The sequence below is a fragment of the Pseudomonas sp. FW305-70 genome (genome assembly GCF_058783925.1).
This window is the reverse complement of sequence record NZ_JBYSYZ010000003.1, coordinates 58,203-83,514: the sequence shown is the minus strand read 5'-3', so window position 1 is coordinate 83,514 and position 25,312 is coordinate 58,203. Positions and strand designations below refer to the sequence as shown.

At 61.9% G+C, this 25,312-nt stretch carries 28 protein-coding genes and 1 pseudogene; 13 read left to right on the top strand and 16 right to left on the bottom strand.

Features of this window, described 5'->3' with window-relative positions; translation table 11 throughout:
• Positions 1-15 precede the first annotated feature (15 nt).
• The gene (locus AC3WN7_RS03310; protein ID WP_102673677.1) at positions 16-807 is read right to left on the bottom strand and encodes a YfaP family protein; all 792 of its coding nucleotides are present in this window, start codon (positions 805-807) and stop codon (positions 16-18) included.
• 277 nt (positions 808-1,084) lie between these two features.
• Between AC3WN7_RS03310 and AC3WN7_RS03305 the strand changes: the two genes are divergently transcribed.
• The 5 genes from AC3WN7_RS03305 (at position 1,085) to AC3WN7_RS03285 (ending at position 7,513) form a co-directional block, all read left to right on the top strand.
• Positions 1,085-2,230, top strand: a complete 1,146-nt coding sequence (locus AC3WN7_RS03305) for a Fic family protein (RefSeq protein ID WP_102673678.1) — start codon at positions 1,085-1,087, stop codon at positions 2,228-2,230.
• Between the two features lie 166 nt (positions 2,231-2,396).
• The gene (locus tag AC3WN7_RS03300; RefSeq protein ID WP_007970180.1) at positions 2,397-2,639 is read left to right on the top strand and encodes an exodeoxyribonuclease VII small subunit; all 243 of its coding nucleotides are present in this window, start codon (positions 2,397-2,399) and stop codon (positions 2,637-2,639) included.
• Positions 2,636-3,523 (top strand): (2E,6E)-farnesyl diphosphate synthase, encoded by an 888-nt coding sequence (gene ispA, locus AC3WN7_RS03295; RefSeq protein ID WP_095965746.1) that lies wholly within the window; start codon positions 2,636-2,638, stop codon positions 3,521-3,523. Before AC3WN7_RS03300 ends, ispA begins: the two co-directional genes overlap by 4 nt.
• Before the next feature lie 91 nt (positions 3,524-3,614).
• Positions 3,615-5,513 (top strand): 1-deoxy-D-xylulose-5-phosphate synthase, encoded by a 1,899-nt coding sequence (gene dxs, locus AC3WN7_RS03290; protein ID WP_095965747.1) that lies wholly within the window; start codon positions 3,615-3,617, stop codon positions 5,511-5,513.
• A 140-nt stretch (positions 5,514-5,653) separates the two neighbouring features.
• A complete protein-coding gene (locus tag AC3WN7_RS03285) occupies positions 5,654-7,513 on the top strand; it encodes a TonB-dependent receptor domain-containing protein (protein ID WP_102673679.1) in 1,860 nt (619 codons plus the stop codon).
• Between the two features lie 136 nt (positions 7,514-7,649).
• Here the strand turns inward: AC3WN7_RS03285 and AC3WN7_RS03280 are convergent, their stop codons facing one another.
• The 12 genes and pseudogenes from AC3WN7_RS03280 to nrdR form a co-directional block, all read right to left on the bottom strand.
• Complete coding sequence (locus tag AC3WN7_RS03280) at positions 7,650-8,450, bottom strand: cobalamin-binding protein (RefSeq protein ID WP_095965749.1); 801 nt, start codon at positions 8,448-8,450, stop codon at positions 7,650-7,652.
• Complete coding sequence (locus AC3WN7_RS03275) at positions 8,450-8,869, bottom strand: MFS transporter (protein ID WP_095965750.1); 420 nt, start codon at positions 8,867-8,869, stop codon at positions 8,450-8,452. The genes AC3WN7_RS03280 and AC3WN7_RS03275 overlap by 1 nt, the downstream gene beginning before the upstream one ends.
• Complete coding sequence (gene ribA / locus AC3WN7_RS03270) at positions 8,866-9,483, bottom strand: GTP cyclohydrolase II (protein WP_007970170.1); 618 nt, start codon at positions 9,481-9,483, stop codon at positions 8,866-8,868. The genes AC3WN7_RS03275 and ribA overlap by 4 nt, the downstream gene beginning before the upstream one ends.
• Positions 9,484-9,625: 142 nt before the next feature.
• Positions 9,626-10,058, bottom strand: a pseudogene (locus tag AC3WN7_RS03265) (hypothetical protein).
• 35 nt (positions 10,059-10,093) lie between these two features.
• Positions 10,094-10,597: a phosphatidylglycerophosphatase A family protein gene (locus AC3WN7_RS03260; RefSeq protein ID WP_007970166.1), complete on the bottom strand. Its 504-nt coding sequence runs from the start codon at positions 10,595-10,597 to the stop codon at positions 10,094-10,096.
• A complete protein-coding gene (gene thiL / locus AC3WN7_RS03255) occupies positions 10,594-11,559 on the bottom strand; it encodes a thiamine-phosphate kinase (protein WP_102673680.1) in 966 nt (321 codons plus the stop codon). Before thiL ends, AC3WN7_RS03260 begins: the two co-directional genes overlap by 4 nt.
• Before the next feature lie 28 nt (positions 11,560-11,587).
• On the bottom strand, positions 11,588-12,088 hold the full coding sequence (gene nusB, locus AC3WN7_RS03250) for a transcription antitermination factor NusB (RefSeq protein WP_007970164.1): 501 nt from the start codon (positions 12,086-12,088) through the stop codon (positions 11,588-11,590).
• Positions 12,085-12,561, bottom strand: a complete 477-nt coding sequence (gene ribH, locus AC3WN7_RS03245) for a 6,7-dimethyl-8-ribityllumazine synthase (RefSeq protein ID WP_003228649.1) — start codon at positions 12,559-12,561, stop codon at positions 12,085-12,087. The genes nusB and ribH overlap by 4 nt, the downstream gene beginning before the upstream one ends.
• Positions 12,562-12,652: 91 nt before the next feature.
• Complete coding sequence (gene ribBA, locus AC3WN7_RS03240; RefSeq protein ID WP_007970163.1) at positions 12,653-13,744, bottom strand: bifunctional 3,4-dihydroxy-2-butanone-4-phosphate synthase/GTP cyclohydrolase II; 1,092 nt, start codon at positions 13,742-13,744, stop codon at positions 12,653-12,655.
• A 16-nt stretch (positions 13,745-13,760) separates the two neighbouring features.
• Positions 13,761-14,426 carry a riboflavin synthase gene (locus AC3WN7_RS03235; RefSeq protein WP_008018158.1) on the bottom strand — a complete coding sequence of 222 codons (666 nt, stop codon included), beginning with the start codon at positions 14,424-14,426 and terminating at the stop codon, positions 13,761-13,763.
• Positions 14,427-14,473: 47 nt separating this feature from the next.
• The gene (gene ribD / locus AC3WN7_RS03230; RefSeq protein ID WP_102673681.1) at positions 14,474-15,607 is read right to left on the bottom strand and encodes a bifunctional diaminohydroxyphosphoribosylaminopyrimidine deaminase/5-amino-6-(5-phosphoribosylamino)uracil reductase RibD; all 1,134 of its coding nucleotides are present in this window, start codon (positions 15,605-15,607) and stop codon (positions 14,474-14,476) included.
• The gene (gene nrdR / locus AC3WN7_RS03225; protein ID WP_003228656.1) at positions 15,604-16,068 is read right to left on the bottom strand and encodes a transcriptional regulator NrdR; all 465 of its coding nucleotides are present in this window, start codon (positions 16,066-16,068) and stop codon (positions 15,604-15,606) included. The genes ribD and nrdR overlap by 4 nt, the downstream gene beginning before the upstream one ends.
• A gap of 127 nt (positions 16,069-16,195) precedes the next feature.
• Between nrdR and AC3WN7_RS03220 the strand changes: the two genes are divergently transcribed.
• From AC3WN7_RS03220 to trxA, 3 genes are all read left to right on the top strand, one after another.
• Positions 16,196-16,660 (top strand): YbaY family lipoprotein, encoded by a 465-nt coding sequence (locus AC3WN7_RS03220; RefSeq protein WP_015097013.1) that lies wholly within the window; start codon positions 16,196-16,198, stop codon positions 16,658-16,660.
• Positions 16,657-17,310, top strand: coding sequence for a class I SAM-dependent methyltransferase (locus tag AC3WN7_RS03215; protein ID WP_102673683.1), 654 nt, complete (start codon positions 16,657-16,659; stop codon positions 17,308-17,310). Before AC3WN7_RS03220 ends, AC3WN7_RS03215 begins: the two co-directional genes overlap by 4 nt.
• Before the next feature lie 197 nt (positions 17,311-17,507).
• Positions 17,508-18,380: a thioredoxin gene (gene trxA / locus AC3WN7_RS03210; protein WP_095965755.1), complete on the top strand. Its 873-nt coding sequence runs from the start codon at positions 17,508-17,510 to the stop codon at positions 18,378-18,380.
• A 103-nt stretch (positions 18,381-18,483) separates the two neighbouring features.
• On the opposite strand, the gene AC3WN7_RS03205 is transcribed toward trxA, so the two are convergent.
• Positions 18,484-18,822 carry a hypothetical protein gene (locus AC3WN7_RS03205; RefSeq protein ID WP_095965756.1) on the bottom strand — a complete coding sequence of 113 codons (339 nt, stop codon included), beginning with the start codon at positions 18,820-18,822 and terminating at the stop codon, positions 18,484-18,486.
• Positions 18,823-18,957: 135 nt separating this feature from the next.
• Here AC3WN7_RS03205 and AC3WN7_RS03200 point away from each other — a divergent pair, with 135 nt between their 5' ends.
• The 5 genes from AC3WN7_RS03200 to AC3WN7_RS03180 all read left to right on the top strand — a co-directional run bounded on the left by AC3WN7_RS03200 (position 18,958) and on the right by AC3WN7_RS03180 (position 23,128).
• Positions 18,958-19,536 (top strand): DUF2796 domain-containing protein, encoded by a 579-nt coding sequence (locus tag AC3WN7_RS03200; RefSeq protein WP_102673684.1) that lies wholly within the window; start codon positions 18,958-18,960, stop codon positions 19,534-19,536.
• A 148-nt stretch (positions 19,537-19,684) separates the two neighbouring features.
• Complete coding sequence (locus AC3WN7_RS03195; protein ID WP_095965758.1) at positions 19,685-20,395, top strand: ABC transporter ATP-binding protein; 711 nt, start codon at positions 19,685-19,687, stop codon at positions 20,393-20,395.
• A 1-nt stretch (position 20,396) separates the two neighbouring features.
• Positions 20,397-21,662, top strand: coding sequence for an ABC transporter permease (locus tag AC3WN7_RS03190; protein ID WP_102673685.1), 1,266 nt, complete (start codon positions 20,397-20,399; stop codon positions 21,660-21,662).
• A gap of 11 nt (positions 21,663-21,673) precedes the next feature.
• Positions 21,674-22,192 (top strand): DUF3299 domain-containing protein, encoded by a 519-nt coding sequence (locus AC3WN7_RS03185; protein WP_102673686.1) that lies wholly within the window; start codon positions 21,674-21,676, stop codon positions 22,190-22,192.
• 237 nt (positions 22,193-22,429) lie between these two features.
• The gene (locus AC3WN7_RS03180; RefSeq protein ID WP_095965761.1) at positions 22,430-23,128 is read left to right on the top strand and encodes an OmpW/AlkL family protein; all 699 of its coding nucleotides are present in this window, start codon (positions 22,430-22,432) and stop codon (positions 23,126-23,128) included.
• 183 nt (positions 23,129-23,311) lie between these two features.
• On the opposite strand, the gene AC3WN7_RS03175 is transcribed toward AC3WN7_RS03180, so the two are convergent.
• Both AC3WN7_RS03175 and AC3WN7_RS03170 read right to left on the bottom strand, forming a co-directional pair.
• The gene (locus tag AC3WN7_RS03175; protein ID WP_095965762.1) at positions 23,312-24,241 is read right to left on the bottom strand and encodes an NAD-dependent epimerase/dehydratase family protein; all 930 of its coding nucleotides are present in this window, start codon (positions 24,239-24,241) and stop codon (positions 23,312-23,314) included.
• Complete coding sequence (locus AC3WN7_RS03170; RefSeq protein WP_015097021.1) at positions 24,234-25,118, bottom strand: sugar nucleotide-binding protein; 885 nt, start codon at positions 25,116-25,118, stop codon at positions 24,234-24,236. Before AC3WN7_RS03170 ends, AC3WN7_RS03175 begins: the two co-directional genes overlap by 8 nt.
• Between the last annotated feature and the right edge of the window lie 194 nt (positions 25,119-25,312).

The window sequence follows — 25,312 nt, the reverse complement described above, 5'->3', positions numbered from 1 at the left end:
CGTGGAGCGGGATGCTTAATAGTTGAAAGTCTTGACCAGCAACAGGTCGCCGATTGCGCGCAGGGGCACGATGAAGGTCTCGCGCTTTTCATCGACGGTGTTTTCGTTGAGCACCAGGTTGATCTGCGAGGTAATCACCTCGTTCTGGTTGCCGGTCTCATCGAAGTTATAGCCGCCGCTGCCGAAGTTGCCCCAATAGTTCACGTAAACCAGATAGGTGCCGTGCAGCGGCGCGGTCATGGTGAACATCTCCGGGCCGGGTCCATCGACGCCGTCAGGGTCGAGGCCGCCGCCATTGGTCAGCGCCGAGTGCGCCCAGAAAGCGTGCTGGCCGTCGGGGGTGATGATGTGCAAATCGAGTTCGGCCTTCGGGTCGTCCCAGCCCAGCACCACACGAATCCGCGCGGGAGTGCGCAGGTTGTTGGCTTCATAGAATTGAACGCGCTTGAGCGACTGGCCTTCAGCGCTACGCACTTCGACGCTGTTGGAACCGGCGCCGAACGCATAGGGCCGGGCGAAACGGCCCTGGTTGTCGGTGTACAGATTCAAGGGATTGCCGTTGACCGCCAGCGTGTGCGGCCCACGCTGAGTACCGAGGGCCTTGAGTTGACCTTCGATCATCGTGCGATTGCGCTGCACGCCTCGGTCGATGGGCGGCGTGGGATAAGCGACTTGCGGGTTTTCCGTGCGATCCAGCAAACCGTTGTAGCGCCAGCCGCCCACCGGTTCCGACAACCCGGCATTCGGCGCGGCCAGAATCGAGGGCGCGATAGACAGCCCGATCAGCAGCAAAAGAAATGAGCGCATGCGACGCCTCCTGCCATGCATGACGAAACCTTGCGCCTGATCCTGGGCGCGTTACAGATGGGCATACTGCGTTTCGTCTGAAAGACCCGTGACTGCCAGGTCGTATAGGGCTCGAAGGTTAGCCATTCGGGTGTTTTTTAACAATCGGACGGCTTCGAAATTGCGGCGGGAATCACGATAACGGGTGGACGGTGAGCCGAATACGCGCCATATTCGGCTCATTATATGAGCCGAATAATCGATCCAATCGGCTCACCCCACTTAGAGCATCAAGTGCATGACACCTCAATGGATATGGCAGCAGCCTGATTGGCCAGAGTTCATCTGGAATGCCGAACGCTTGGCGCCCTTGTTACGCGAGTGCGTTCAAGCACAAGGTCGGTTAATGGGCATGGCCAGCTCCGTGGGCAGTTCGCTGAGCGCGCAAAGTGAGCTGGATGCGTTATTGCAAAACATCGTCACCTCATCGGCCATTGAAGGTGAACAACTGAACGTCGGCTCCGTTCGTTCGTCGCTGGCTCGACGCCTGGGTCTGGATCTGGTTGATGGCGATAGAGTCAGCCAACGCAGTGAAGGTCTTGCGCAATTGATGCTTGATGCTACTCAGCATTTTGCCGAGCCGCTGACGCTGGATCGCTTGCTGCACTGGCATGGATGGTTGTTTCCGGAGCAGGACGGCAACCTCGCCACCCGGGCGATACGTGTCGGTGCATTGCGCGGCGATGAACCGATGCAGGTTGTCTCTGGCCGTCTCGACAAGCCGACCGTACACTTCGAAGCGCCGCCTCGACCGGGCCTTGAGCGTCAACTCGAAATCTTCCTCGACTGGTTTGAGAGCGGCCGAAGCCAGGCCGGACTCGACCCATTGCTGCGTGCTGGCATCGCACACTTCTGGTTTGTCACACTCCACCCTTTTGACGACGGCAATGGTCGCCTCACGCGCACCATCACGGACCTGGCATTGGCACAGGGCGAGGCTCAGGCGATTCGTTTTTACGCCATGTCGGCAAGCATTCTTGAGGACCGCTCCGGTTACTACCGGGTATTGGAAACGAGTCAAAAAGCTACGACCGATGTCACGGAGTGGCTGGAGTGGTTCCTGCAAACGCTTCTGCTCAGCCTGCAACAAGCCATGACACGGATCGACAGTGTGCTAGGCAAGGCGCGATTCTGGCAGGCGCACCAAACATCCGGGTTGTCGGCCGAACAAACCAGGGTACTGAATCGCTTGCTCGATGGCGGCGAAAGAGGCTTCGAGCACGGCATCAGTGCGGCTCAATACCAGGCGGTCGCCAAAGTATCCAAAGCGACCGCAACCCGTCATTTGGCCGAACTGCTGGATAAGGGCTGTCTGCAACGCCTGCCCGGTGGCGGGCGCAGCACCCGCTACCGAATCCACTATCCTGATAACCCGGTACTGTAGGAGCTGCCGGAGGCTGCGATCTTTTGATCTTGCTTCCAACAAAACAAAGTCAAAAGATCGCAGCCTTCGGCAGCGCCTACGGGGGCGTACATCGTCTGTGAGTTTGCCCATAAACCCCCTATCTGCTAGTGTCGCGCCGGTTTAACGTCAACCGGAAATCGCCGCCATGGCCCGCAAAAAAGCTGCACTGGATTTCGAACAGTCCCTCGCCGACCTGCAAACGCTGGTGGAGCGTCTGGAGAATGGCGAATTGTCGCTGGAGGACTCGCTGGCCGCTTTCGAGCAAGGCATCGGTCTGACCCGCGATTGCCAGGCGGCGCTGGCCCAGGCCGAGCAAAAGGTTCAGGTACTGCTCGAGCGTGATGGCGAGTTGGCCGAGGAACCCTTCGACGCGGATCAGCCAGAATGATTGCAGCCTACTCGGCCACCAGCCAGGCCCGCGTCAATGCGGCGCTGGAAACCCTGTTCACGGCACCAGGCCCCGAGTTGGCGCGGCTGTACGAAGCCATGCGCTACAGCGTGATGAATGGCGGCAAACGCGTGCGTCCCCTGCTGGCCTACGCCGCGTGTGAAGCATTGGGCGGCAAGCCTGAGCAAGCCAACGGTGCCGCCTGTGCGGTGGAGCTGATCCACGCCTATTCACTGGTACATGACGATTTGCCGGCCATGGACGATGACGATCTGCGTCGCGGCCAACCCACCACCCACAAGAAATTCGATGAAGCCTGCGCGATCCTCGCCGGTGACGGCTTGCAGAGCCTGGCTTTCAGCGCCCTGCTAGACCCGCGCCTGAGCACGTCGGATGCCGAAATCCGCCTGCAAATGGTCAGCGCCCTGGCACTGGCGGCGGGCCCGGCAGGCATGGTCGGCGGTCAGGCCATCGACCTCGGTTCGGTCGGCCTGAAGCTTGACCAGAAAGCCCTGGAATACATGCACCGGCACAAGACCGGTGCGCTGATCGAAGCCAGCGTCAAACTCGGCGCCCTGGCCAGCGGTCGTGCCGAGAAAGACGAACTCAAGTCCCTGCAGACTTATGCTCAAGCCATCGGCCTGGCATTTCAGGTCCAGGACGACATTCTCGACGTCGAAAGCGATACCGCCACCCTCGGCAAACGCCAGGGCGCGGACATTGCCCGGGACAAGCCGACCTACCCGGCCCTGCTCGGCCTCGACGCCGCCAAGGCCTATGCCCTGGAGTTGCGCGACCAGGCCCTGCATGCCCTGCGACCGTTTGACGCGGCGGCCGAGCCGTTGCGGGATCTGGCCCGGTATATCGTCGATCGCCGCAGTTGAAGGCGAATCCACCAAAAAAGACCAACGCGTGGGCAGGGGGCGAAGCATCAGGTAAACTGCCGCATCTTTTATACCTATAACGATTCGCCTGATGCCCACGACGTTTCATGAGATTCCCCGCAAGCGCCCGACCACGCCCCTGCTCGACCGCGCGAACACGCCGGACGGCCTGCGCCGGTTAGGCGAAGCCGAGCTGGAAACCCTGGCCGATGAGTTGCGCCTGGAATTGCTCTACACGGTCGGCCAGACCGGTGGGCATTTCGGTGCAGGCCTGGGCGTGATCGAGCTGACCATCGCGCTGCATTACGTCTTCGACACCCCGGACGACCGGCTGGTGTGGGACGTGGGTCATCAGGCTTATCCACACAAGATCCTCACCGGTCGTCGCGAGCGCATGGGCACCCTGCGCCAGAAGGACGGTGTCGCTGCCTTCCCGCGCCGTTCCGAGAGCGAGTACGACACCTTTGGCGTCGGCCACTCCAGCACCTCGATCAGTGCCGCGCTGGGCATGGCGATTGCCGCCCGCCTGCAAAACAGCGAGCGCAAGGCGATCGCGGTGATCGGCGACGGCGCGTTGACCGCGGGCATGGCGTTCGAGGCGCTGAACCATGCGCCGGAAGTGGACGCCAACATGCTGGTGATCCTCAACGACAACGACATGTCGATCTCGCGCAACGTCGGTGGCTTGTCGAACTACCTGGCGAAAATCCTTTCCAGCCGCACCTACGCGAGCATGCGCGAAGGCAGCAAGAAAGTGCTGTCGCGCCTGCCCGGTGCCTGGGAAATCGCTCGCCGCACCGAAGAATACGCCAAAGGCATGCTGGTTCCCGGCACGCTGTTCGAAGAGCTGGGCTGGAACTACATCGGCCCCATCGATGGCCACGACCTGCCGACCCTGATCGCCACCCTGCGCAACATGCGCGACCTGAAAGGTCCGCAGTTCCTGCACGTCGTCACCAAGAAAGGCAAAGGCTTCGCCCCGGCGGAAGTCGACCCGATCGGTTACCACGCCATCACCAAACTCGAACCGCTGGACGCCCCCGCCGCCGCGCCGAAAAAGGCCAGCGGGCCGAAATATTCCGGTGTATTCGGCGAATGGTTGTGCGACATGGCGGCTGCCGATCCGCGCCTGGTCGGGATTACCCCGGCGATGAAGGAGGGCTCGGACCTGGTCGCGTTCAGCGAACGTTTCCCGCTGCGCTACTTCGACGTGGCCATTGCCGAGCAACACGCTGTGACCCTCGCCGCCGGTATGGCCTGCGAAGGCGCCAAACCCGTAGTGGCCATCTATTCGACCTTCCTGCAGCGCGGCTACGACCAGCTTGTCCACGATGTGGCGGTGCAGAATCTCGACGTGCTGTTCGCCATCGACCGTGCAGGTCTGGTGGGCGAAGACGGTCCGACCCACGCCGGCAGCTTCGATTTGTCGTTCCTGCGCTGCATCCCCGGCATGCTGGTGATGACCCCGAGCGATGAAAACGAGCTGCGCAAGATGCTCACCACCGGTCACCTGTACGAAGGCCCGGCGGCTGTGCGTTATCCACGCGGTAATGGCCCGAACGCGACCATCGAGAAAGACCTCGAGCCGATCGAGATCGGCAAGGGCATAGTTCGCCGCCAGGGCAGCAAAGTCGCCTTGCTGGTGTTCGGCGTGCAACTGGCCGAAGCCCTGAAAGTCGCCGAGACGCTGGACGCGACCGTGGTCGACATGCGCTTCGTCAAGCCGCTGGATGAAGCGCTGGTTCGCGAAATCGCCGGCAGCCACGAGCTGCTGGTGACCGTCGAGGAAAACGCAATCATGGGCGGCGCCGGTGGCGCGGTCAGCGAATTCCTCGCCCGCGAAAACATCCTCAAGTCGATGCTGCACCTGGGCTTGCCGGACATCTACGTCGAGCACGCCAAGCCTGCGCAAATGCTGGCCGAGTGCGGGCTGGATGAAGCCGGGATCGAGGCATCGATCCGCGAGCGCCTGCAACTGCTCAACATCTAAACGCAAAACCCTGTGGGAGCGGGCTTGCCCGCGAAGAGGCCGGTATATCCAACATCAATGTTGGCTGTACCGACGCCTTCGCGAGCAAGCCCGCTCCCACATTTGATTTGTGTGCACCACGAAACACCATCGGACCACCCATGAAGTTCTCCCGCCTCGCCCTGCCCCTGTTTCTTCTGCCAACCGCAAACGCCCTCGCCGACACCTTCGAACGCGATCAAGCGCTGAAGCTGCCCGACGTGCTGATCAGCGCCAACCGCCAGGTCGAAGCACGCAACGACAGCAGCGCCGCCAACACCGTGTTCACCCGCGACGACATCGATCGCCTGCAACCCGATAGCGTCACCGACCTGCTGCGCCGTGTACCGGGCGTGCAAATCGTGCAGGCCGGCGGGCGCGGCAGTGTGCCGGGTGTCTACATTCGCGGCACGCAATCAGCCCAGAGCCTGGTGCTGGTGGACGGTCAGCGCATCGGTAGCTCGACCTCCGGCGACAGCAACCTGCAGCACATCAATATCGATCAGGTCGAGCGCGTAGAAGTGCTGCGCGGCTCCCGTTCGGTGATTTATGGCAGCGATGCGATTGGCGGGGTAATCCAGATCTTCACCCGCCGTGGTGGCGAGCAGGGCCTGCAACCGCGCCTGCAGACGGCGTTTGGCAGCAACCAGACCTGGGAGCGCAGCCTTGGCCTGTCCGGTGGCGATGAGCGCACCCGTTTCAATCTCGGCGCCAGCCTCGACGAAAGCGCCGGGATCAATCGCACCCACGAGTCATACCCCAGCGACGGCGACCATGACGAGTACCGAAACCAGTCGTTTAGCATGAGCTTTAGCCACGCACTCAGCGATGACATCGAGATCGGCGCCAACGCGCTGGATAATCGTGGCAAAAGCGAATTCGACAACCCGTTCGGGGCAGTCCAACAGCAGCCATACAACGAATTCGATGTGAGCAGTGTCAGCAGTTACATCGACGCGCGTATCAATGAAGCATGGAAAACCCGTGTTGAACTCGGTCACAGCGAAAACCGCGAGAAGACCCTCGACAAACTCAGTGACGAACGCAGCGTGTTCAACACCTACCGGGATTCGGTGAACTGGCAGAACGACCTGACGCTCAACGAGCGCAACAGTCTGCTGCTGGGAGGTGACTGGTATGAAGACCGGATCAACAGCAGCACCGCGTTCGATGAAGACAGTCGCTGGAATCGTGCGGCGTACATTCAGCATCGCTATCGGGCCGAGCGTTTCTCCACGGAGCTGGGTTTGCGTCACGACGACAACCAGCAGTTCGGCAGCCAGAACACCTGGAGCGGCACCTTCACCCTGCCGCTGAACCCGGACAACGAAGTGCTGTTCACCTACAGCGAAGGCTTCCGCGCACCGACGTTCAACGACCTGTACTACCCCGACTTCAGCAACCCGGACCTCAAGCCTGAAACCTCGAAAAGCTATGAGCTGCAATGGCGCAGCCAATTGACCGAGAGCAGTCGACTGGAAACGTCGCTGTATCGTACCGACCTTGAAGACGCGATCATCTTCGGCAGCAACTCGAGCCCCGAGAACGTTGCCTCGGCGCGGATCAACGGCTTCGAAGCAACGCTGAAGCAGGAACTGTTCGACTGGCAGAGCAATCTCGGCGTGGCGATCATCGATCCGCGCGACCGTGACACGGGCCACACCCTGGCCCGTCGCGCGCGGCGTACCTTGAGTTGGGATCTGGACCGACAGTTCGATCGCCTGGGCCTCGGCGCCAGTTGGCAAGCGGTCAGCAGCAGCTATGACGACCTGAACAATCAACAGCCCCTCGGCGGCTATGCCTTGCTGGGGCTGCGCAGCAGTTGGGAGCTCAATCGTGAAGTCAGGCTGGAGCTGAAGGTCGACAACCTGCTGGACAAGGGCTACAGCCGGGCGTTGTACAGCTACCAGGGCAGCCAGTACGGGTATCGCGAGGAAGGTCGGGCGTGGATGTTTGGCGTGACGTGGACGCCTGGAATCTGATCCGGAATCTGTACTGTCTGGACCGGCCTCTTCGCGAGCAGGCTCGCTCCCACAGGTTTTCGGGTTGGATTACAGATTTGTGATTAAAGCAGAACCCTGTGGGAGCGGGCTTGCTCGCGAAGCAGGCACCTCGCTCTCAGCGGCCAGGCGCAATCAACTGGCAAAGCTTTGCAGTTGCCTCAACCATCTGCCCACTCGGTCGCTCCAGGCCTTTGTCCGTCACCAGGCGCAATTGCCCCTGTGCTACCGCCGCCACCTGCGGCCAGGCTTTCCACGCGTCGAGCTGCGCCTGATCGCTGGCCAGAATCACCTCGGGATTACGCTGCAACACGGCTTCCACGCTGATCTGCGGTGCCGGCAGCTTCAGGTCGGCGAACACGTTTTTTGCTCCGCAGACCTCCAGCGCGTCGCTGATGATCTGCTCGCCACCAACGGTGTACAAGGGCCGATCCCATATCTGATAGAACACCCGCAACGGCTGATCCCGTCGATAACGTTGACGCAGTGCATCCAACCGCTGGCGCAAATCGCTGGCCAATGAAACGCCGCGTTCAGGCCGATCGAGCCGAGCGGCAATGGCCTCGATTTGCGCGGTGAGTTGGTCCAGGCTGTGGGGTTCGGCGACGTAGGTGGGAATGTTCAGGTGCTTGAGCTGGTCGCGCTGGGCCGGGCCGATACTACCGGGCCATAGCAGCAACAGGTCGGGCTTCAGGCTGAGCAACCGCTCCATGTCCAACTGGCCATAGCGGCCAACGGAGGGCAGGTTCTTGAGTTCAGCCGGTCGCTCACCGGCGTCCAGCACACCGACCAGGAGGTCGGCAGAACCCAGTTCAACAACGATTTCAGAGAGTGACGGTGCAAGGCTGACGACCCGCTCGACCGCGATGGCCGATCGGCTGGCGGCCAGCAGCAAAACCGCCAGCCAGAGCGCGCGCATCAACCGAGCTGACGCGGAATACGGTAGAGGTAGAACAGCACGGCGGTCGACAGCGCCAACAGCATCAGCGGCACCGCTTCGAGTCCGACGAACACCGCCAGGGCACCGATCCACGCTGGCAGGCCGGCGGCAAGGAACGCTGTACGGCGTTTCGCCGCCAGGTTGATCCACGCGCCAGGTTCTTCAGGGGTATCGAGGGCTTTCTGGGTGGCGATCAGCGCGTGCTTGTAGGCGCCGAAAAACTTCAGGCTGACAAACATCGAAGCGACACCGGCGATGAACAACGGCATCGTCAGCACCGGCAGAATGGCTTCGCTCTGGCCGAACATCGCGTTGATCACGAACAGCGGCAACAGGGCCAGTGCCAGGTATTGCCACCAGTTGACGGACAGTCGCCGCCGAACCTGACCCCGGGTCACGCCCGGTCTACCTCGCCCTGATGTTCATTGCCCATCATGTGGTCGAGCTTGCTGGCCTTGGTCGCCAGGTAGAGTCGGTTATGCGGGTTGTGGCCAGTGTGCAACGGCACGCGCTCGGCGACCGCGATCCCCATGTCGGTCAAGGCCTTGACCTTGCGCGGGTTGTTGGTCATCAGGCGCAATGACTTCACGCCCAGGTGCTCCAGCATCGGCAGGCACATGGCATAGTCACGCTGGTCGGCAGCAAAGCCCAGACGCTCGTTGGCTTCGACGGTATCGGCGCCACCGTCCTGCAACTCATAGGCGCGGATCTTGTTCAGCAGGCCAATGCCACGACCTTCCTGGCGCAAGTACAGCAACACGCCACGACCTTCGCGGGCGATGGCCTGTAAAGCGGCCTCCAGTTGCGAGCCGCAGTCGCAACGCTGGCTGAACAGTGCATCGCCAGTCAGGCATTCGGAGTGCAACCGGCCGAGTACAGGGGCACCGTCGTCGAACTCACCCAGGCTCAGCACAACGTGCTCGCGGCCAGTGCCTTCATCGAGAAAGCCGTGCATGGTGAATTGCGCAAAAGGCGTTGGCAGCTTGGAAGCGGCGACAAAAACGACAGGCACCGGTGTGCTCCTGATCTAAAAGTTCTGAAGATTCGCAGAGCCGGCATTGTAACAGCAGGTTCCGAGCGACGCTTAGGCTGAATTATCGGCGATAACCATCAAAAAGTTTGATATGCGTCCCACAGGGCTCTGTGTCAGCCCTTCAGTTCGAATCAAACGGATAAGGCTGTTTCCAGCGCTCGAAGATCGGTTTGAGCTCACCGCTTTTTACCAACGTCTCCATACGGTGATCGAACAGGGTCATCAAGCTACGCGCCTTTGGGGTCTTGGCAAAGCAAAGGTACAACGGCAACTCGGCGATATGGGTACTGCGCAACCGGGAGGGATCTTTGGCCACGCTCGGCCAGGCCCAGCGAACGCAGGTAGGGCTCGGTGCGGATGTGCACTTTGACACCTGCCGGCTCGAACACTTGTCGCAGCACGTCCCAGCCCAGGCCATGACCGTCGGCGGCGGTGTAGTCTTCCCAGTCTTCGCTGGCCAGATGAATCACCGACGGCGGCGTAGCCCCCTCTCCTCCCGCTTGGGCGAAAGAGCAAAACATCGCGAGCACCACCATCAATCCCCGTAGAACCATCCCTGCTCCCCCGATTATCGCCTGGCATCCCTTGATCAGGCGAAAAACCACACCAGTCCCTGCATCGCCAACCAGGCGAACACCCCGGCCAGGACATCATCGAGCATGATGCCAACGCCGCCATGCACATGCCGGTCGATCCAGCGAATCGGCCATGGCTTGAGGATATCGAAGAAGCGGAACATCAAGAAGCCTGCCAGCAACCACTGCCAACCTTCCGGCACCAGCCACAGGGTGATCCACATCCCGACCATTTCGTCCCAGACGATGCCTTCATGGTCGTGTACCCGCAAATCGTCGGCCACTTTGCCGCACAGCCAGAAGCCGAACAGCATGGTGATGCCGAGCATCAGCCAGTAACCCCAGTCGGGCAACATCTGCCACAACGGAATAAAGGGGAGCGCAACTAACGAACCCCAAGTGCCGGGCGCCTTTGGCAAGGTGCCCGAGCCGAAGCCGAACGCCAGGAAATGCCATGGATTACGCCAGACCGACGGCGGTACGAATTCCGCCGGGACCTGCTTGGGATGATCTGTCACGGTGACTCCCGAAAATGTTGATAACCCCGGGTTTGCGGGGTGATGTCCTGGCCATCGGCGTCCAGCAGCGTCACGCCCTGCCCCGTCACCACCCGTCCAATCACATGGATCGGCCAGCCGTCGGCCAGCAATGGCGGCAACTCGACGGACGGTAGGGTGAACGCCAGCACGTAATCGTCGCCACCGCTCAGGGCCGCCACCTGGGCGTCCGATCGGCCGAGAAAGTCGACCAGGCTCTGCGACAGCGGTAAACGCTCCCGCTCGACTTCGATACCGACTTTCGAGGCCAGCGCGATATGCCCGCAATCAGCGAGCAGGCCGTCGGAGATGTCCATCGCCGAAGTGGCCTTGCCCCGCAGCGCCTGCCCCAGGCCAAGCTGCGGTTGCGGCGACCAGTAGTGGGCCAGCAACGGCTCGGCAACGCTCGCGTCGGCCGTGCGTTGGCCGAGCACCAATGGCAAGGCACCGGCAGCTTTGCCCAGATCGCCGCCAACACACAGCAGATCGCCCGGCTGCGCACCGCTGCGGGTCAGCGCCTGGCCACTCGGCACGCGACCGAATACGGTCATGGTCAGGCTGAGCGGCCCACGGGTGGTGTCACCGCCCACCAGTGCCACGCCGCAGCTTTGCGCCATGGTGTTCAACCCACGGGCATAGGCTTGCAGCCAATCGGCGGTCACCATCGGCAAGGTCAGGGCAAGGGTAAAGGCGATTGGTGTGGCGCCCATCGCGGCCAGGTCGCTGACGGCCACGGCCAGCGAGCGCTGACCGAGCAGAAAGGGATCGCAGGGATCGGCGAAATGCACGCCGGCCACCAGCGTATCGGTAGAAATCGCCAACTGCTCCCCGGGAGGAACAGCCAGCAAGGCGCAGTCATCGCCGATCCCGAGGGCAACGCCTTCGCCGCCCTGCGCACAAGGCGCGGCGGCGAAGAAATTGCGGATCAGCTCAAACTCGCCCATGGCTTCGTGTCAACATTCCAAGCGCCAATCAGCGCTTGAACGCCTTCACTTCAGCTTCACGCAGACGCGGGGCCAGCTTGTCGAGCACACCGTTGACGAACTTGTGGCCGTCGGTGGAACCGAAGACCTTGGCCAGTTCGATACCTTCGTTGATCACAACGCGGTACGGCACGTCGACGCGCTTGAGCAGTTCCCAGGTGGACAGGCGCAGAACCGCCAGTTCAACCGGGTCCAGCTCTTCGATGGTCAGATCGAGGCAAGGCTTGAGTGCGGTGTCGATTTCGGTCTTGAACTGCGGAACCCCGTGCAGGATTTCGCGGAAGTACGCGCCGTCGACATCGCTGAAATCGTTATCGACCCGGAACTGCGCTTCGATCTCGTTCAGCGACTGCTTGGCCATGTGCCACTGGTACAGCGCCTGAGTCGCGAGCTGACGGGCTTCGCGGCGCTTGGCGCTTTTCGATGGCTTGCCGGCATCCGCAGGCTTTGGATCGCGCGGGTTGAAACGATCGCTATCGTCGCTAATCACTTGGCCTCCAACTGCGCCAGCAGGCTGACCATTTCCAGAGCGGACAGGGCAGCTTCAGCACCTTTGTTGCCGGCCTTGGTGCCGGAACGCTCGATGGCTTGCTCGATGGAGTCAACGGTCAGCACGCCGAATGCAACCGGTACGCCGAACTCCATGGACACCTGGGCCAGGCCCTTGGTGCATTCGCCAGCCACGTATTCGAAATGCGGAGTGCCGCCACGAATGACTGCGCCCAGGGCGATGATTGCCGCGAACTCGCCCTTTTGAGCGACTTTCTGTGCAACCAGCGGAATTTCGAAGGCGCCAGGTGCGCGGATGATGGTGATGTCGCTTTCGCTCACGCCGTGGCGAACCAGGGCATCAACGGCACCGCTGACCAGGCTTTCAACGACGAAGCTGTTGAAACGGCCCACTACCAGAGCGTAGCGGCCTTTAGGGGCGATGAAGGTACCTTCGATGGTCTTCAGGGTCATTCGTTAGATCTCTTAAAGAGCCGGGACGCGTCTCGTACGCGTCCCTCAGTGATATTTGAACCGCGAATTCAAGGCCGGGAACAACCGGTCATTATTCGGAGGGCACGTATTCTACAACTTCCAGATCGAAACCGGATATCGCATTAAATTTCATGGGTGCCGACATCAGGCGCATTTTGCGTACGCCCAGGTCACGCAGGATCTGCGAACCGGCACCGACAGTGCTGTAGGTGGTCGGTTTTTTCACCGCGGCGTGATCGGCGGTTTCGCGGATATGCGCCAGCAATACGTCACCATCGAGCGGGTGACCGAGCAACAGCACCACGCCGCTGCCGGCCTCGGCAACCGCTGACATGGCGGCGCGCAGGCTCCAGCGGCCTGGTTGCTTGACCATCAGCAGGTCACGCAGCGGGTCCATGTTGTGCACGCGAACCAGGGTCGGTTCTTCGGCACACACGTTGCCCAGGGTCAGCGCCATGTGCACGTCGCCTTCCACCGAATCACGATAGGTCACCAGGTTGAATTGGCCCAGTTCGCTGTCCAGCGGCTGCTCGGCAATCCGCTGAACGGTACGTTCGTGGATCATCCGGTAGTGAATCAGGTCGGCGATGGTGCCGATCTTGATGTCGTGTTCGGCAGCAAAAGCTTCCAGTTCGGCACGACGGGACATGGTGCCATCGTCGTTCATCACTTCGCAGATCACGCCACTCGGCTCGAAACCGGCCATGCGCGCCAGGTCGCAGGCCGCTTCGGTGTGGCCGGCACGGGCCAGGGTGCCGCCGGCCTGGGCCATCAGCGGGAAGATGTGGCCCGGGCTGACGATGTCTTCAGCCTTGGCATCACGGGCGGCAGCCGCTTGCACGGTACGCGCGCGGTCGGCGGCGGAGATGCCGGTGGTCACGCCGGTGGCGGCTTCGATGGAGACGGTGAACTTGGTGCCGAAACCGGAACCGTTGCGCGGTGCCATCAACGGCAGTTTGAGCAGTTCGCAGCGCTCGCGGCTCATCGGCATGCAAATCAGGCCACGGGCGTGCTTGGCCATGAAGTTGATGTGCTCGGGCTTGCAGCACTCGGCGGCCATGATCAGGTCGCCTTCGTTCTCGCGGTCTTCGTCATCCATGAGGATGACCATCTTGCCTTGGCGGATGTCTTCAACCAGTTCTTCGATGCTATTGAGCGCCACAAGGCACCCCCTTGGGTCAGGATTTGAGGTAGCCGTTGGCGGCCAGAAAGCTTTCGGTAATGGTGCTGCCGGCAGTCGGCTCTGCGGCCTTGTCGCCCAAAAGCAGGCGTTCCAGGTAACGGGCCAGCAAGTCGACTTCCAGGTTCACCCGGCGACCAGGCTGATACGACGCCATGATGGTTTCACTCAGGGTGTGCGGAATGATGGTCAGCAGGAACTCGGCGCCATCGACCGCGTTCACGGTCAGGCTGGTGCCGTCGACGGTGATCGAGCCTTTATGGGCGATGTACTTGGCCAGGTCCTTGGGTGCGCGAATGCGGAATTCCACGGCGCGCGCGTTTTCGGTACGGGCAACCACTTCACCCACGCCATCGACGTGACCGCTGACCAGATGCCCGCCAAGGCGAGTGGTCGGGGTCAGGGCTTTTTCCAGATTGACCGGGCTGCCGCTTTTCAGGTCGTTCATGGCGGTGCAGTCGAGGGTTTCGCGACTGACGTCCGCCGCAAAACCATTGCCCGGTAATTCAACGGCCGTCAGGCACACGCCGTTGACCGCGATGCTGTCGCCCAGCTTGACGTCGCTCAGGTCGAGCTTGCCGGTTTCGACGTGAACCCGCACATCACCGCCCTTTGGGGTCAATGCACGAATACTGCCGATGGATTCGATGATGCCGGTAAACATGAGGTTCTCCTCGAGAACAAAGCCAGCGCTATAGCGATGGCCGGAAATTATACGCTCGCTGCTGGCACTGGGATGGCGATGACTCGCCAGTCATCGCCAACTGCACGAATTTCGGTGATTTTGAGTGCCGGCGCATCCTTCATTTGCGCGAGCGGCCAGTCCAGCAGCGGCCGCGCCGAAGAACCCATGAACTTGCCGGCGATGAATATCTGGAATTCGTCCACCAACCCAAGCTGAGCGAAAGCACCCGCCAGCCGTGGACCGGCCTCGACCAGCACCTCGTTGACGCCACGGTTGGCGAGTTCGACCAGCAGCTGACGCAGGTCGACCTGGCCATCGTAGCCGGGCACGATCAGGCATTCCGGGCCGTTGGCGTACTGCTCTTCCACCGCCACGCAGGTGGCGACCAGCGCCGGGCCGGCCTTGAAGAACGGCGCATCCAGCGGTACGCGCAGGCGGCCATCGACCAGCACACGCAGCGGCGGCCGGCTCATGGCCAGTGCGGTTTGTTCGGCGTCCAGTCCGAGCTCATCGGCACGCACGGTCAACCGCGCGTTGTCCGCCAGCACCGTGTCGGCGCCGGTCAGCACCACGCTGGCCTGGGCGCGCAGGCGTTGCACCGCCGAGCGTGCTGCCGGACCGGTAATCCACTGGCTTTCGCCGCTTTCCATCGCCGTGCGACCGTCGAGGCTCATGGCCAGCTTGACCCGCACGAACGGCAAGCCGTGCTCCATGCGCTTGAGGAAACCTTGGTTGAGCTTTCGCGCTTCACCCTCCAGCACACCACTTTCGGTGGCGATACCGGCCTGAGCCAGGCGTTGCAAACCGCGACCGGCGACTTCCGGGTTCGGGTCCTGCATCGCCGCGACCACGCGGGCCACACCGGCATTCACCAGCGCATCGGCACAGGGCGGCGTGCGGCCGTGGTGGCTGCAAGGCTCAAGCGTCACATAAGCGGTCGCGCCACGCGCCTGCTCACCGGCCGCGCGCAAGGCGTGGACCTCGGCGTGAGGCTCGCCGGCGCGCTCGTGCCAGCCTTCGCCGACAATCTGCCCACCCTGCACGATCACGCAACCTACACGTGGGTTGGGGTGCGTTGTGTAATGCCCCTTGCGCGCCAGCTCCAGGGCACGGGCCATGAAATGGGCGTCGAGGATGGCAAGTTCTGCGGGCGTGGTCATTCTTTCACCGGTTCACGGGCCAGGCGATCGATCTCTTCGCGGAACTCGTTGAGGTCCTGGAAGCGACGATAGACCGAAGCAAAGCGGATGTAGGCGACTTCGTCGAGCTTCTGCAGCTCGGCCATCACCAGTTCGCCGACCACGAGGGATTTGACCTCGCGCTCGCCGGTGGCACGCAGTTTGTGTTTGATGTGCACCAGCGACGATTCGAGGCGCTCGACGCTCACCGGGCGCTTTTCCAGCGCGCGCTGCATGCCGGCGCGGAGTTTTTCTTCGTCGAACGGCTGGCGGCTGCCGTCGGTTTTTATCAGGCGCGGCAACACCAGTTCAGCCGTCTCGAACGTCGTGAAACGCTCGCCGCAGGCCAGGCATTCACGCCGGCGGCGCACCTGTTCGCCCTCGGCGACCAGACGCGAGTCGATGACCTTGGTGTCGTTGGCACCGCAGAAGGGACAGTGCATGGTGGCAGGCAACAAAAAAAGGGAGGGCCATGGTAGCGCATCCCGGTGGCAAGACAAGCCATAGGGTTTGCGGTATACAGACGGGATGATCACTTGATCCATGGAATTCAGCTTTATGGAGCCACCAATGTCGTTACGTCCGCTCATTTTGCTCAGTGTTTTCAGCCTCCTGGTGGCTTGCAGCAGCGATGCACCCAAGCCCCAGCCGCCAACACCTGGCCCGGCGCCGCAGCAAGCGCAGAAGAAAGCCCGGGAGGCTGCAGACCTCGGCCCCCTGCCTGCCTATCAGCGTGAGCTGAGCGGCACCCTGCAGGGCGTGCCGGCCGGTGCTGAAGTCGAGCTGGCATTGCTGGTAATCGACGAAAAAGACCGCCCGCAACAATTGCTCGCCAGTTCCAGCCTGATCGGCAACAACCAGGTATTGCCGTTTCACCTGCGCTTCAATCCGGAGTCCTTCCCAACCGGCGCCCGTGTGGAACTGCGAGGCCGCGCCAGCCAGTCCGGCCAGTTGATCCTGCACTTGCCATCGCAACTGATTACCCAGCCGACCACCCAGGCCCTGGGCCAATTGCAATTCGTCAAAGCCCCATGAGTGCACCGCTCGACCTGCAACGGGCCCTGGCTGAATTGCTCGGCGATGCACAACTGGTGGCCTGCCCGTTGCCGGAAACCGATTTGAAGCTGTGGCTGATCGACGGCGACAACATGGACCGCGCCTTCAGCCCCGAAGAAACCCGGCGCATCCTGCATGAGCCCCCGTACTGGAGTTTCTGCTGGGCCAGCGGCCTGGCCGTGGCCCGCTATCTGGCCGCAAACCCGCACTGGGTCGAAGGCAAGCGGGTGCTGGATTTCGGCGCTGGCTCCGGGGTGGCGGGGATTGCCGCCGCCAGGGCCGGCGCACTGGAAGTGCTGGCCTGCGACCTCGATCCACTGGCGATTGCCGCGTGTCGGGCGAATGCCGAGCTCAATGACGTGCAGCTCAACTACTCGACGGACTTTTTCGCCGAGGCTGATCGCTTCGATCTGATTCTGGTGGCGGATGTGCTGTACGACCGGGCGAACCTGCCGCTGCTCGACCAGTTCCTCAGTCGCGGCCGAGAGGCGCTGGTGGCGGATTCCCGGGTACGGGATTTTCGCCATCCGTTGTACCGGCGCATCGAGATGCTCGAAGCCATGACGCTGCCGGATCTGGCCGAGCCCCACGAGTTTCGGCATGTGAGCCTCTACCATGCACAGCGCTAGTTAAAAGCTTCGCGGGCAAGCCCGCTCCCACAATGGTTGGTGTGAACCACACATCTTGTGGCGACTTCAATCCCTGTGGGAGCGGGCTTGCCCGCGAAGGCGCCCTGTCAGGCAACACACCTCTCACGGTCAACCGCTTCCGGCCGCCCCCCACCAAGCCGTATAGTTGCCCCATTCACGCTTCCAAGAGATTGCCCATGAGTCAGGAAACGCCGTACATCTTCGACGCCACGACTGCCGATTTCGACCAGTCGGTGATCGAGAACTCTTTCCACAAGCCGGTGCTGGTGGATTTCTGGGCCGAATGGTGCGCGCCCTGCAAAGTGCTGATGCCAATGTTGCAGAGCATTGCCGAGAGCTATCAGGGTGAGTTGCTGCTGGCCAAGGTCAACTGCGACCTCGAGCAAGACATCGTCGCCCGCTTCGGCATCCGCAGCCTGCCGACCGTGGTGCTGTTCAAGGACGGCCAGCCTGTCGACGGCTTTGCCGGTGCCCAGCCTGAATCCGCCGTGCGCGCCCTGCTCGAACCCCATGTGCAGATGCCGCCACCGGCCGCCGCCGATCCGTTCGAACAGGCCCAGGCGTTGTTCGACGACAGCCGCTTTGCCGATGCCGAAGCATTGCTCAAGGTGATCCTGGGTGAAGACAATACCAACGCCAAGGCGCTGATCCTGTACGCCCGCTGCCTGACCGAGCGCGGTGAACTGGGCGAGGCACAAACCGTGCTGGATGCGGTCAAGAGCGACGAGCACAAGGCCGCGCTGGCCGGCGCCAAGGCGCAGATCAAGTTTCTCGGTTTGGCCAAGGACCTGCCGGACGCCGCCGACCTGAAGGCACGGCTGGCAAAAGACCCGCTGGACGATGAAGCGGTCTATCAACTGGCGATCCAGCAACTGGCCCGTCAGCAGTACGACGCTGCGCTGGATGCTTTGCTGAAGTTGTTCATCCGCAACCGCAGCTACAGCGAAGGTTTGCCGCACAAGACCTTGCTGCAAGTGTTCGAGTTGCTGGGCAATGATCACCCGCTGGTGAGCACGTACCGTCGTAAATTGTTTGCCGCGCTGTATTGAATTGCCCTTGTAGGAGCGAGCTTGCTCGCGATGGGCGTCAACGATAATGAGGGCTACCGGTATGACCGCGGTGCCCTGAGGCTCTTCGCGAGCAAGCTCGCTCCTACAACCAGCGGTACAACGGTGTATCGCCGCCGCTTTCCACTTTCACATCCGCACAATGGCGCAAGCGCACCAGCAGGCGCTTGCCCGCCGCCGCACTGCCGGTCAGGCCTTCCAATTGATCGAGCAAGTCCGGTCCACTCAACTGTCCGGCCTGACGCAGCAAATCCCGGGCGATCTGCCACAGCGCATCATCCTGATTCAGCGGTTTCGCCACCGGGGCGCTGACCGGGTTTTTTTCTACCTGCAACTGCGCCCCTAGTCGCGCCCAGTCCGCATCGTCCATCTCCAGGGTCAGATCCACCGGCCAGTCGCCGATGCTTCCGCGAATTCGCAACATAAGTCTGCTCCCGCACTTTTCTTCCCTGCATGCTCCCATGGGACTTGTGCAACGCCAAGCAGGCAGTCAAACTCTCCACACTTACGTTATAAGATTACATAACATTTTCTTCATTTTACTTTTCGGAGACTCGCCATGCGTTGTCTGCTCCTCGCTCTGCCGTTTGCCATGCTGCCGCTGGCTGTCGCCCATGCCGCCGATGAACACGATCACGAGCATGGCAGCCTGGGCGCCCACGAACATGGCGTTGGGCGCCTGAACGCGGCGCTGGACGGCAAGACCCTGGCGCTGGAACTGCAAAGCCCGGCCATGAACCTGGTGGGGTTCGAACACGTCGCCACCAGCGATGCCGACAAAGCCAAAGTCGCCGCGGCCCGCGCTCTGCTTGAACAACCGCTGGCCCTGTTCAACCTGCCGAAAGCCGCCGGTTGCGTGGTGGAAAACCAGGAACTGGAAAGCCCGTTGTTCGGTGACACGCCCGATGCCGACGATGACCATGATGAAGACGCCAAGGACGAGCATCATCACGACCACAGCGAAATCCACGCTCATTATCAGTTCACCTGCGCCACACCGGACGCATTGAAGACCCTGGACCTGGCGAACATGTTCAACTCATTCCCGGCCACTCGGACGATTCAGGTACAACTGATCGGCCCGAGCGGGCAGCAAGGCGTTGATGTGACGGCCAAGGCTGCCGCCCTCAAATTCTGAATCCACCTCGTTCCCCTTTGTAGGAGCGAGCTCGCTCGCGATGGACGTCAACGATAACGCTGGAAACCTGACTCACCTCAGTGCTCTCAGGTTTTTCGCGAGCAAGCTCGCTCCTACAGGGTTCACCATCAACCTGAACCGGTTTCACATGACCCAAGCACTCATCGAACTGTCCGACCTGGGCTTCAGCTGGCCCGGTCACCCGCCACTGCTGGACATCCCGGCGTTTCGCCTGGAGCGCGGTGAAACCCTGTTTCTCAAAGGTCCCAGCGGTAGCGGCAAGACCACCCTGCTCGGCCTGCTCGGCGGCGTGCAAAAACCCGATCGCGGCAGCATCCGCCTGCTCGGCCAGGAACTGACGCAACTGTCGGCCGGCGCCCGCGACCACTTCCGCGTCGATCACACCGGCTACATCTTCCAGCAGTTCAACCTGCTGCCGTTTCTGTCGGTGCGTGAAAACGTCGAACTGCCCTGCCACTTCTCGACACTGCGTGCCGAACGGGCGAAACAGCGTCATGGCAGCGTCGACAAAGCGGCCGCGACGCTGCTCGCCCACTTGGGTCTGAAGGATGCGAACATCCTCGGTCGCCGCGCCGATTCGTTGTCCATCGGCCAGCAGCAACGGGTCGCCGCCGCCCGTGCACTGATCGGTCAACCGGAACTGGTGATCGCCGACGAGCCGACCTCGGCCCTCGATTACGACGCCCGTGAGAACTTCATTCGCCTGCTGTTCGCCGAGTGCCGCGAAGCCGGCTCGAGCCTGTTGTTCGTCAGCCACGACCAGAGCCTGGCGCCGCTGTTCGATCACAACCTGTCGCTGGCCGAACTCAATCGCGCCGCCACCCCGTCCGAGGTCTGAGATGTATCTGTTTCGTCTAGCCATGGCCAGCCTGGCTAACCGCCGCTTCACCGCGATCCTCACGGCGTTCGCCATCGCCTTGTCGGTGTGCCTGCTGCTGGCGGTGGAGCGCGTGCGCACTGAAGCCAAGGCCAGTTTCGCCAGCACCATCAGCGGTACCGACCTGATCGTCGGCGCCCGCTCAGGTTCGGTGAACCTGTTGCTGTACTCGGTATTCCGCATCGGTAACGCCACCAACAACATCCGCTGGGACAGCTTCGAGCACTTCGCCAGCAACCCGAAAGTGAAATGGGCGATCCCGATGTCTCTCGGTGATTCCCATCGCGGCTATCGGGTGATGGGCACCACCGAAGCCTACTTCGAGCATTACCAGTATGGCCGCCAGCAACACCTGGAGCTGGCCGATGGCCGGGCGTTTGCGAGCGACCCGTTCGAAGTGGTGCTCGGTGCCGAAGTGGCCGAGGCACTGCACTACAAACTCGGTGACAAACTGGTGCTGGCCCACGGCGTGGCGGCGATCAGTCTGGTCAAGCACGACGACAAGCCGTTCACCGTGGTCGGCATTCTCAAACGCACCGGCACGCCGGTGGACCGCACGCTGCACATCAGCCTTGGCGGTATGGAAGCGATTCACATCGACTGGCATAACGGCGTGCCGGCCCGGGGCGAGGGCCGAATCACGGCCGATCAGGCACGTAACATGGACCTCACGCCGCAAGCGATCACCGCGTTCATGCTCGGTCTGAACAACAAGATTTCGACCTTTGCCCTGCAACGGGAAATCAATGAATTCCGTGGTGAGCCAATGCTGGCGATCCTGCCGGGCGTGGCGCTGCAAGAGCTGTGGAGCCTGATGGGCACGGCGGAAAAAGCCTTGTTCGTGGTCTCGCTGTTTGTGGTGCTGACCGGGTTGATCGGCATGCTCACGGCCATTCTCACCAGCCTCAACGAACGCCGTCGGGAAATGGCGATCCTGCGTTCGGTGGGTGCGCGACCCTGGCACATCGCGACGCTGCTGGTGCTCGAAGCTTTCGCCCTGGCGCTGTCGGGCGTGATCGCTGGCGTGGCGTTGCTGTATGTGTGCATTGCGGCGGCCCAGGGTTATGTGCAGGCCAACTATGGTCTGTATCTGCCGCTGTCCTGGCCGAGCGAGTATGAATGGATGCTGCTCGGTGGCATCCTGATCGCCGCGTTGCTGATGGGCAGCGTGCCGGCCTGGCGCGCCTATCGCCAATCCCTGGCCGATGGCCTGTCGATCCGTTTATGAGGACGCTGAAAATGCCCCGCGCTGTACTTGCGCTGTTGATGCTGGTCGCCCTGCCCCTGTGGGCAGCCCAGCCGCGAGACCTGACCTGGTCGGAGATGATTCCGCCGGATGCGCCGAAAGAAGTGCCGAACATGACGCCGCTGCACGATCTGTCGCAGATGAGCACCGCACTGTCAGCCGAGTCGGCGCCCGCCGCCAAACAAGACTTGCCCAACGCACCGGTGGTCAAGACCCTCGATGGCCAGAATATTCGCCTGCCGGGTTACATCGTGCCGCTGGAAGTGAGCGAGGAAGGACGCACCACGGAGTTTCTGCTGGTGCCGTATTTCGGCGCCTGCATTCACGTACCGCCACCGCCGTCGAACCAGATCGTGCACATCAAGAGCGAAGTCGGCGTGAAGCTGGACGAGTTGTATCAGCCGTACTGGATCGAGGGCGCATTGCAGGTCAAGGCGTCCACCAGCGAACTGGCGGATGCCGGGTATCAGATGGAGGCGGACAAGATTTATCTGTATGAATTGCCGGAGTGAATCCGGTCGTTTTGTGTTGTTAGAAATGCCGTCTTCGCGAGCAAGTCGGATCGCCGCACCGCCGCTCCCACATTGGAATACGTTCCCCCTGTGGGAGCGGGCTTGCTCGCGAAGAGGCCATCAAAAACACCACAAAAACCACCCCCTTCCCACTTTCATTGAGCTGCATCAAAAGACCGAATCGTTAGGCGCCTTACCATTGGACATCGAACATTTTTAACGTCCTCTGGAGCCCCCATGAACAAGTCCTTGCTCAGCGCTTCGCTGGTTGCCCTCGCGCTCGCAGCCCCGCTCGCCAATGCTTTCGAAGCCGGTGACATCATCCTTCGTGCCGGCGCCATCACCGTCGACCCGGAAGCCGACAGCTCCAGCGTCAAGGTTGATCAAGGCCCGCTGGCGGGTGCCGACCTGGGTGGCAAGGCGACCCTGAGCAGCGACACGCAACTGGGCTTGAACTTCGCCTACATGCTCACCAACCACCTGGGTATCGAGCTGCTGGCGGCAACCCCCTTCGAACATGATGTGAAAATCAAGGGCACCGCGCTGGCCCCTGCCAACGGCAAGCTCGGTAGCATCAAACAGCTGCCGCCAACCTTGAGCCTGGTGTATTACCCGCTGGATCCCAAGTCGGCGTTCCAACCGTACATCGGCGGTGGCATCAACTACACCTATATCTACGACGAACATGTCGGCAGCCGAGCCCAGTCCGCCGGTTTCAGCAATTTCAAGGCGGATAACTCATGGGGTCTGGCCTGGCAGGTCGGTGCTGACTACATGCTGACCGACAACGTGATGATTAACGCCCAGGTGCGCTACATCGACATCGATACCACCGCCACTGTGGAAAACAACGCCATTGCACCGGGCACCCGGGCCAAGGTCGATGTGGATGTGGATCCGTTCGTCTACATGGTCGGTCTGGGCTACAAGTTCTAAGTAACGTTCACGTGGTGGTGGATGAGGCCGTGGCGAGCAAACTCAATACTGATGACGACCGTGACGGAGTCGATCTGGAGCAAGCTCCCTCGCCATAGAAGTTGCACACGCTGTAAGTAAATTCCGGCCGTGAAAAAGGCGCCTGTCAAAAGGCGCCTTTTTCATGTCTGCGAGGAAAGCGATCTATCGCCCCAGCAACCGCGCCAGCCCCACACGCATCGGTGTCTGCTCCTTGGTAGTGAAGCGCTCCAGCAGACGCTGGTTGTTCGCCCGGGAATGACGGATGTCACCGGAGCGCGCCGGGCCGTAGCTTACCGGCGGCAGCTGGCCGACCACGGCTTCAAGCGCTTCGAGCATTTGCTTGAGGGTCGTCGCCTGGTTCCAGCCAACGTTGACCGCACCGACCTCGGCCCGGGGCTTCTCGATGGCCTGCACCAGCAAGTCGACCAGGTCTTCGACGTAGACAAAATCCCGGGTCTGCTCACCATCGCCGAACACGGTGATCGGCAAGCCCTTCAGTGCGCGTTCGCTGAAAATGCTGATCACCCCGGAGTACGGCGAGGACGGATCCTGACGCGGGCCGAAGATGTTGAAGAAGCGGAAAATCACCGGCTCCAGTGCATGCTGGCGACGGTAGAAGTCGAAGTACTGCTCGCTGGCCAGTTTGTCCACCGCATACGGCGTCAACGGCGCCTTTGGCGTGTCTTCGTCGATCGACTCGCCCTCGCCATTGTTGCCATACACCGCCGCGCTGGAGGCGAACAGCACGCGCTTGACCCCGGCCTGGCGCATGGCTTCGCAGACGTTCAGCGTGCCGATGAAGTTGCTCTGGTGCGTGCGCACCGGATCGTCCACCGAGGCCTGCACCGACGCCACGGCGGCCAGGTGCGCCACGGCGCTGCAACCAGCCATCGCCTGGGCGACCACAGCCGCATCGGCCACGTCGCCGACGATCAGTTCGACCTTGGGATTATCCAGTGGCAGATTGCTGCGCTTGCCAGTGGACAGGTCATCGAGAATCCGCACCGCATGGCCCTTGGCGAGCAGGGCGTCAGTCAGGTGCGAACCAATGAAACCGGCACCACCGGTGATCAAAACGGGGCCGTCAGCCATGGCGATAGAACCTGTCCAGTAGACCGGGAAGCGCCGCACGCCAGGCGCGTGGTTTGATCCCGAAGGTGTGCAGAATTTTTTTGCAGGCCAATACCGCGTGTTGCGGCTCTTCCGCAGCATCCGGACGCGCGGCGTGGGCCTGGGCGGTCGGCGCTTCGATGGCCAGCGGATGCAGGCTGCGGGCTTCGGCCAGAATCGCCTGCCCCAGCGCCAGCGGTGTCGTCGCCTCATGCCCGGCGTAGTGGTAGGTGCCCCACAGTGGCGCTGCGCAATCGAGTTGCTTGAGCACTGAAATGATCACGCGGGCGGCATCGTCGACCGGCGTCGGATTGCCGCGCCGGTCGTCGGCCATCAGCAGTTCCTCGGGTTGTTCGGCACGGGCGAGGAAGCGGCCAAGGGCGCCATCCGGGCTGTCGTCCAGCAGCCAGCCGAAACGCAGCAGCACGTGTTGCGGGCAGGTGGCGCGAACGCTTTGCTCGATCCGCCACAACGCCTGCCCCCGCAAGCCCAAGGGCACGGGTTCGTCTTTTTCGCTGTAGGCCGTTGCGCGGGAACCGTCGAACACGCGGTAGCTGGAAGGTTGCAGCAGAACGATGTTGTGGTGCTGGCACAGTTCCGCCAGACGCTCGATCGCGCGCTCCTGGCCGGCCAGACGCTGTTCGCTGACCGCTTCGGCCTGAAACCAGTCGAAGTAGTAGGCAAGGTTGATCAATGCATCGGGACGGGTGTCGTCGAGCAGTTGTGTCAGGCTCGCGGCATCCCAGCCGTCTTGCGGCGGGCGGGGGGCGAGGAAACCGATGTCTTCCTCCGCACCGAGGCGAATCAGCGCCTGCCCAAGGGCATTTCCGCCGCCCAGTAACATAAGGCGCATTCGCATAGAGTCAGCAGGCCCAGTCTGATTGGAACGATGGCTATATCGACATAGCCCCAAGGCGATGTCGTTGGTAATTGCCGGAATCGTTGCATTTTGCGGGTTTAGTGCGCAACCGTCATCCGTAAAGTGTAGATGTCCGGGATTTGCGGCGCTGCTACTGGCCCCTTCGCGGGCAAGCCCGCTCCCACACTGGATGT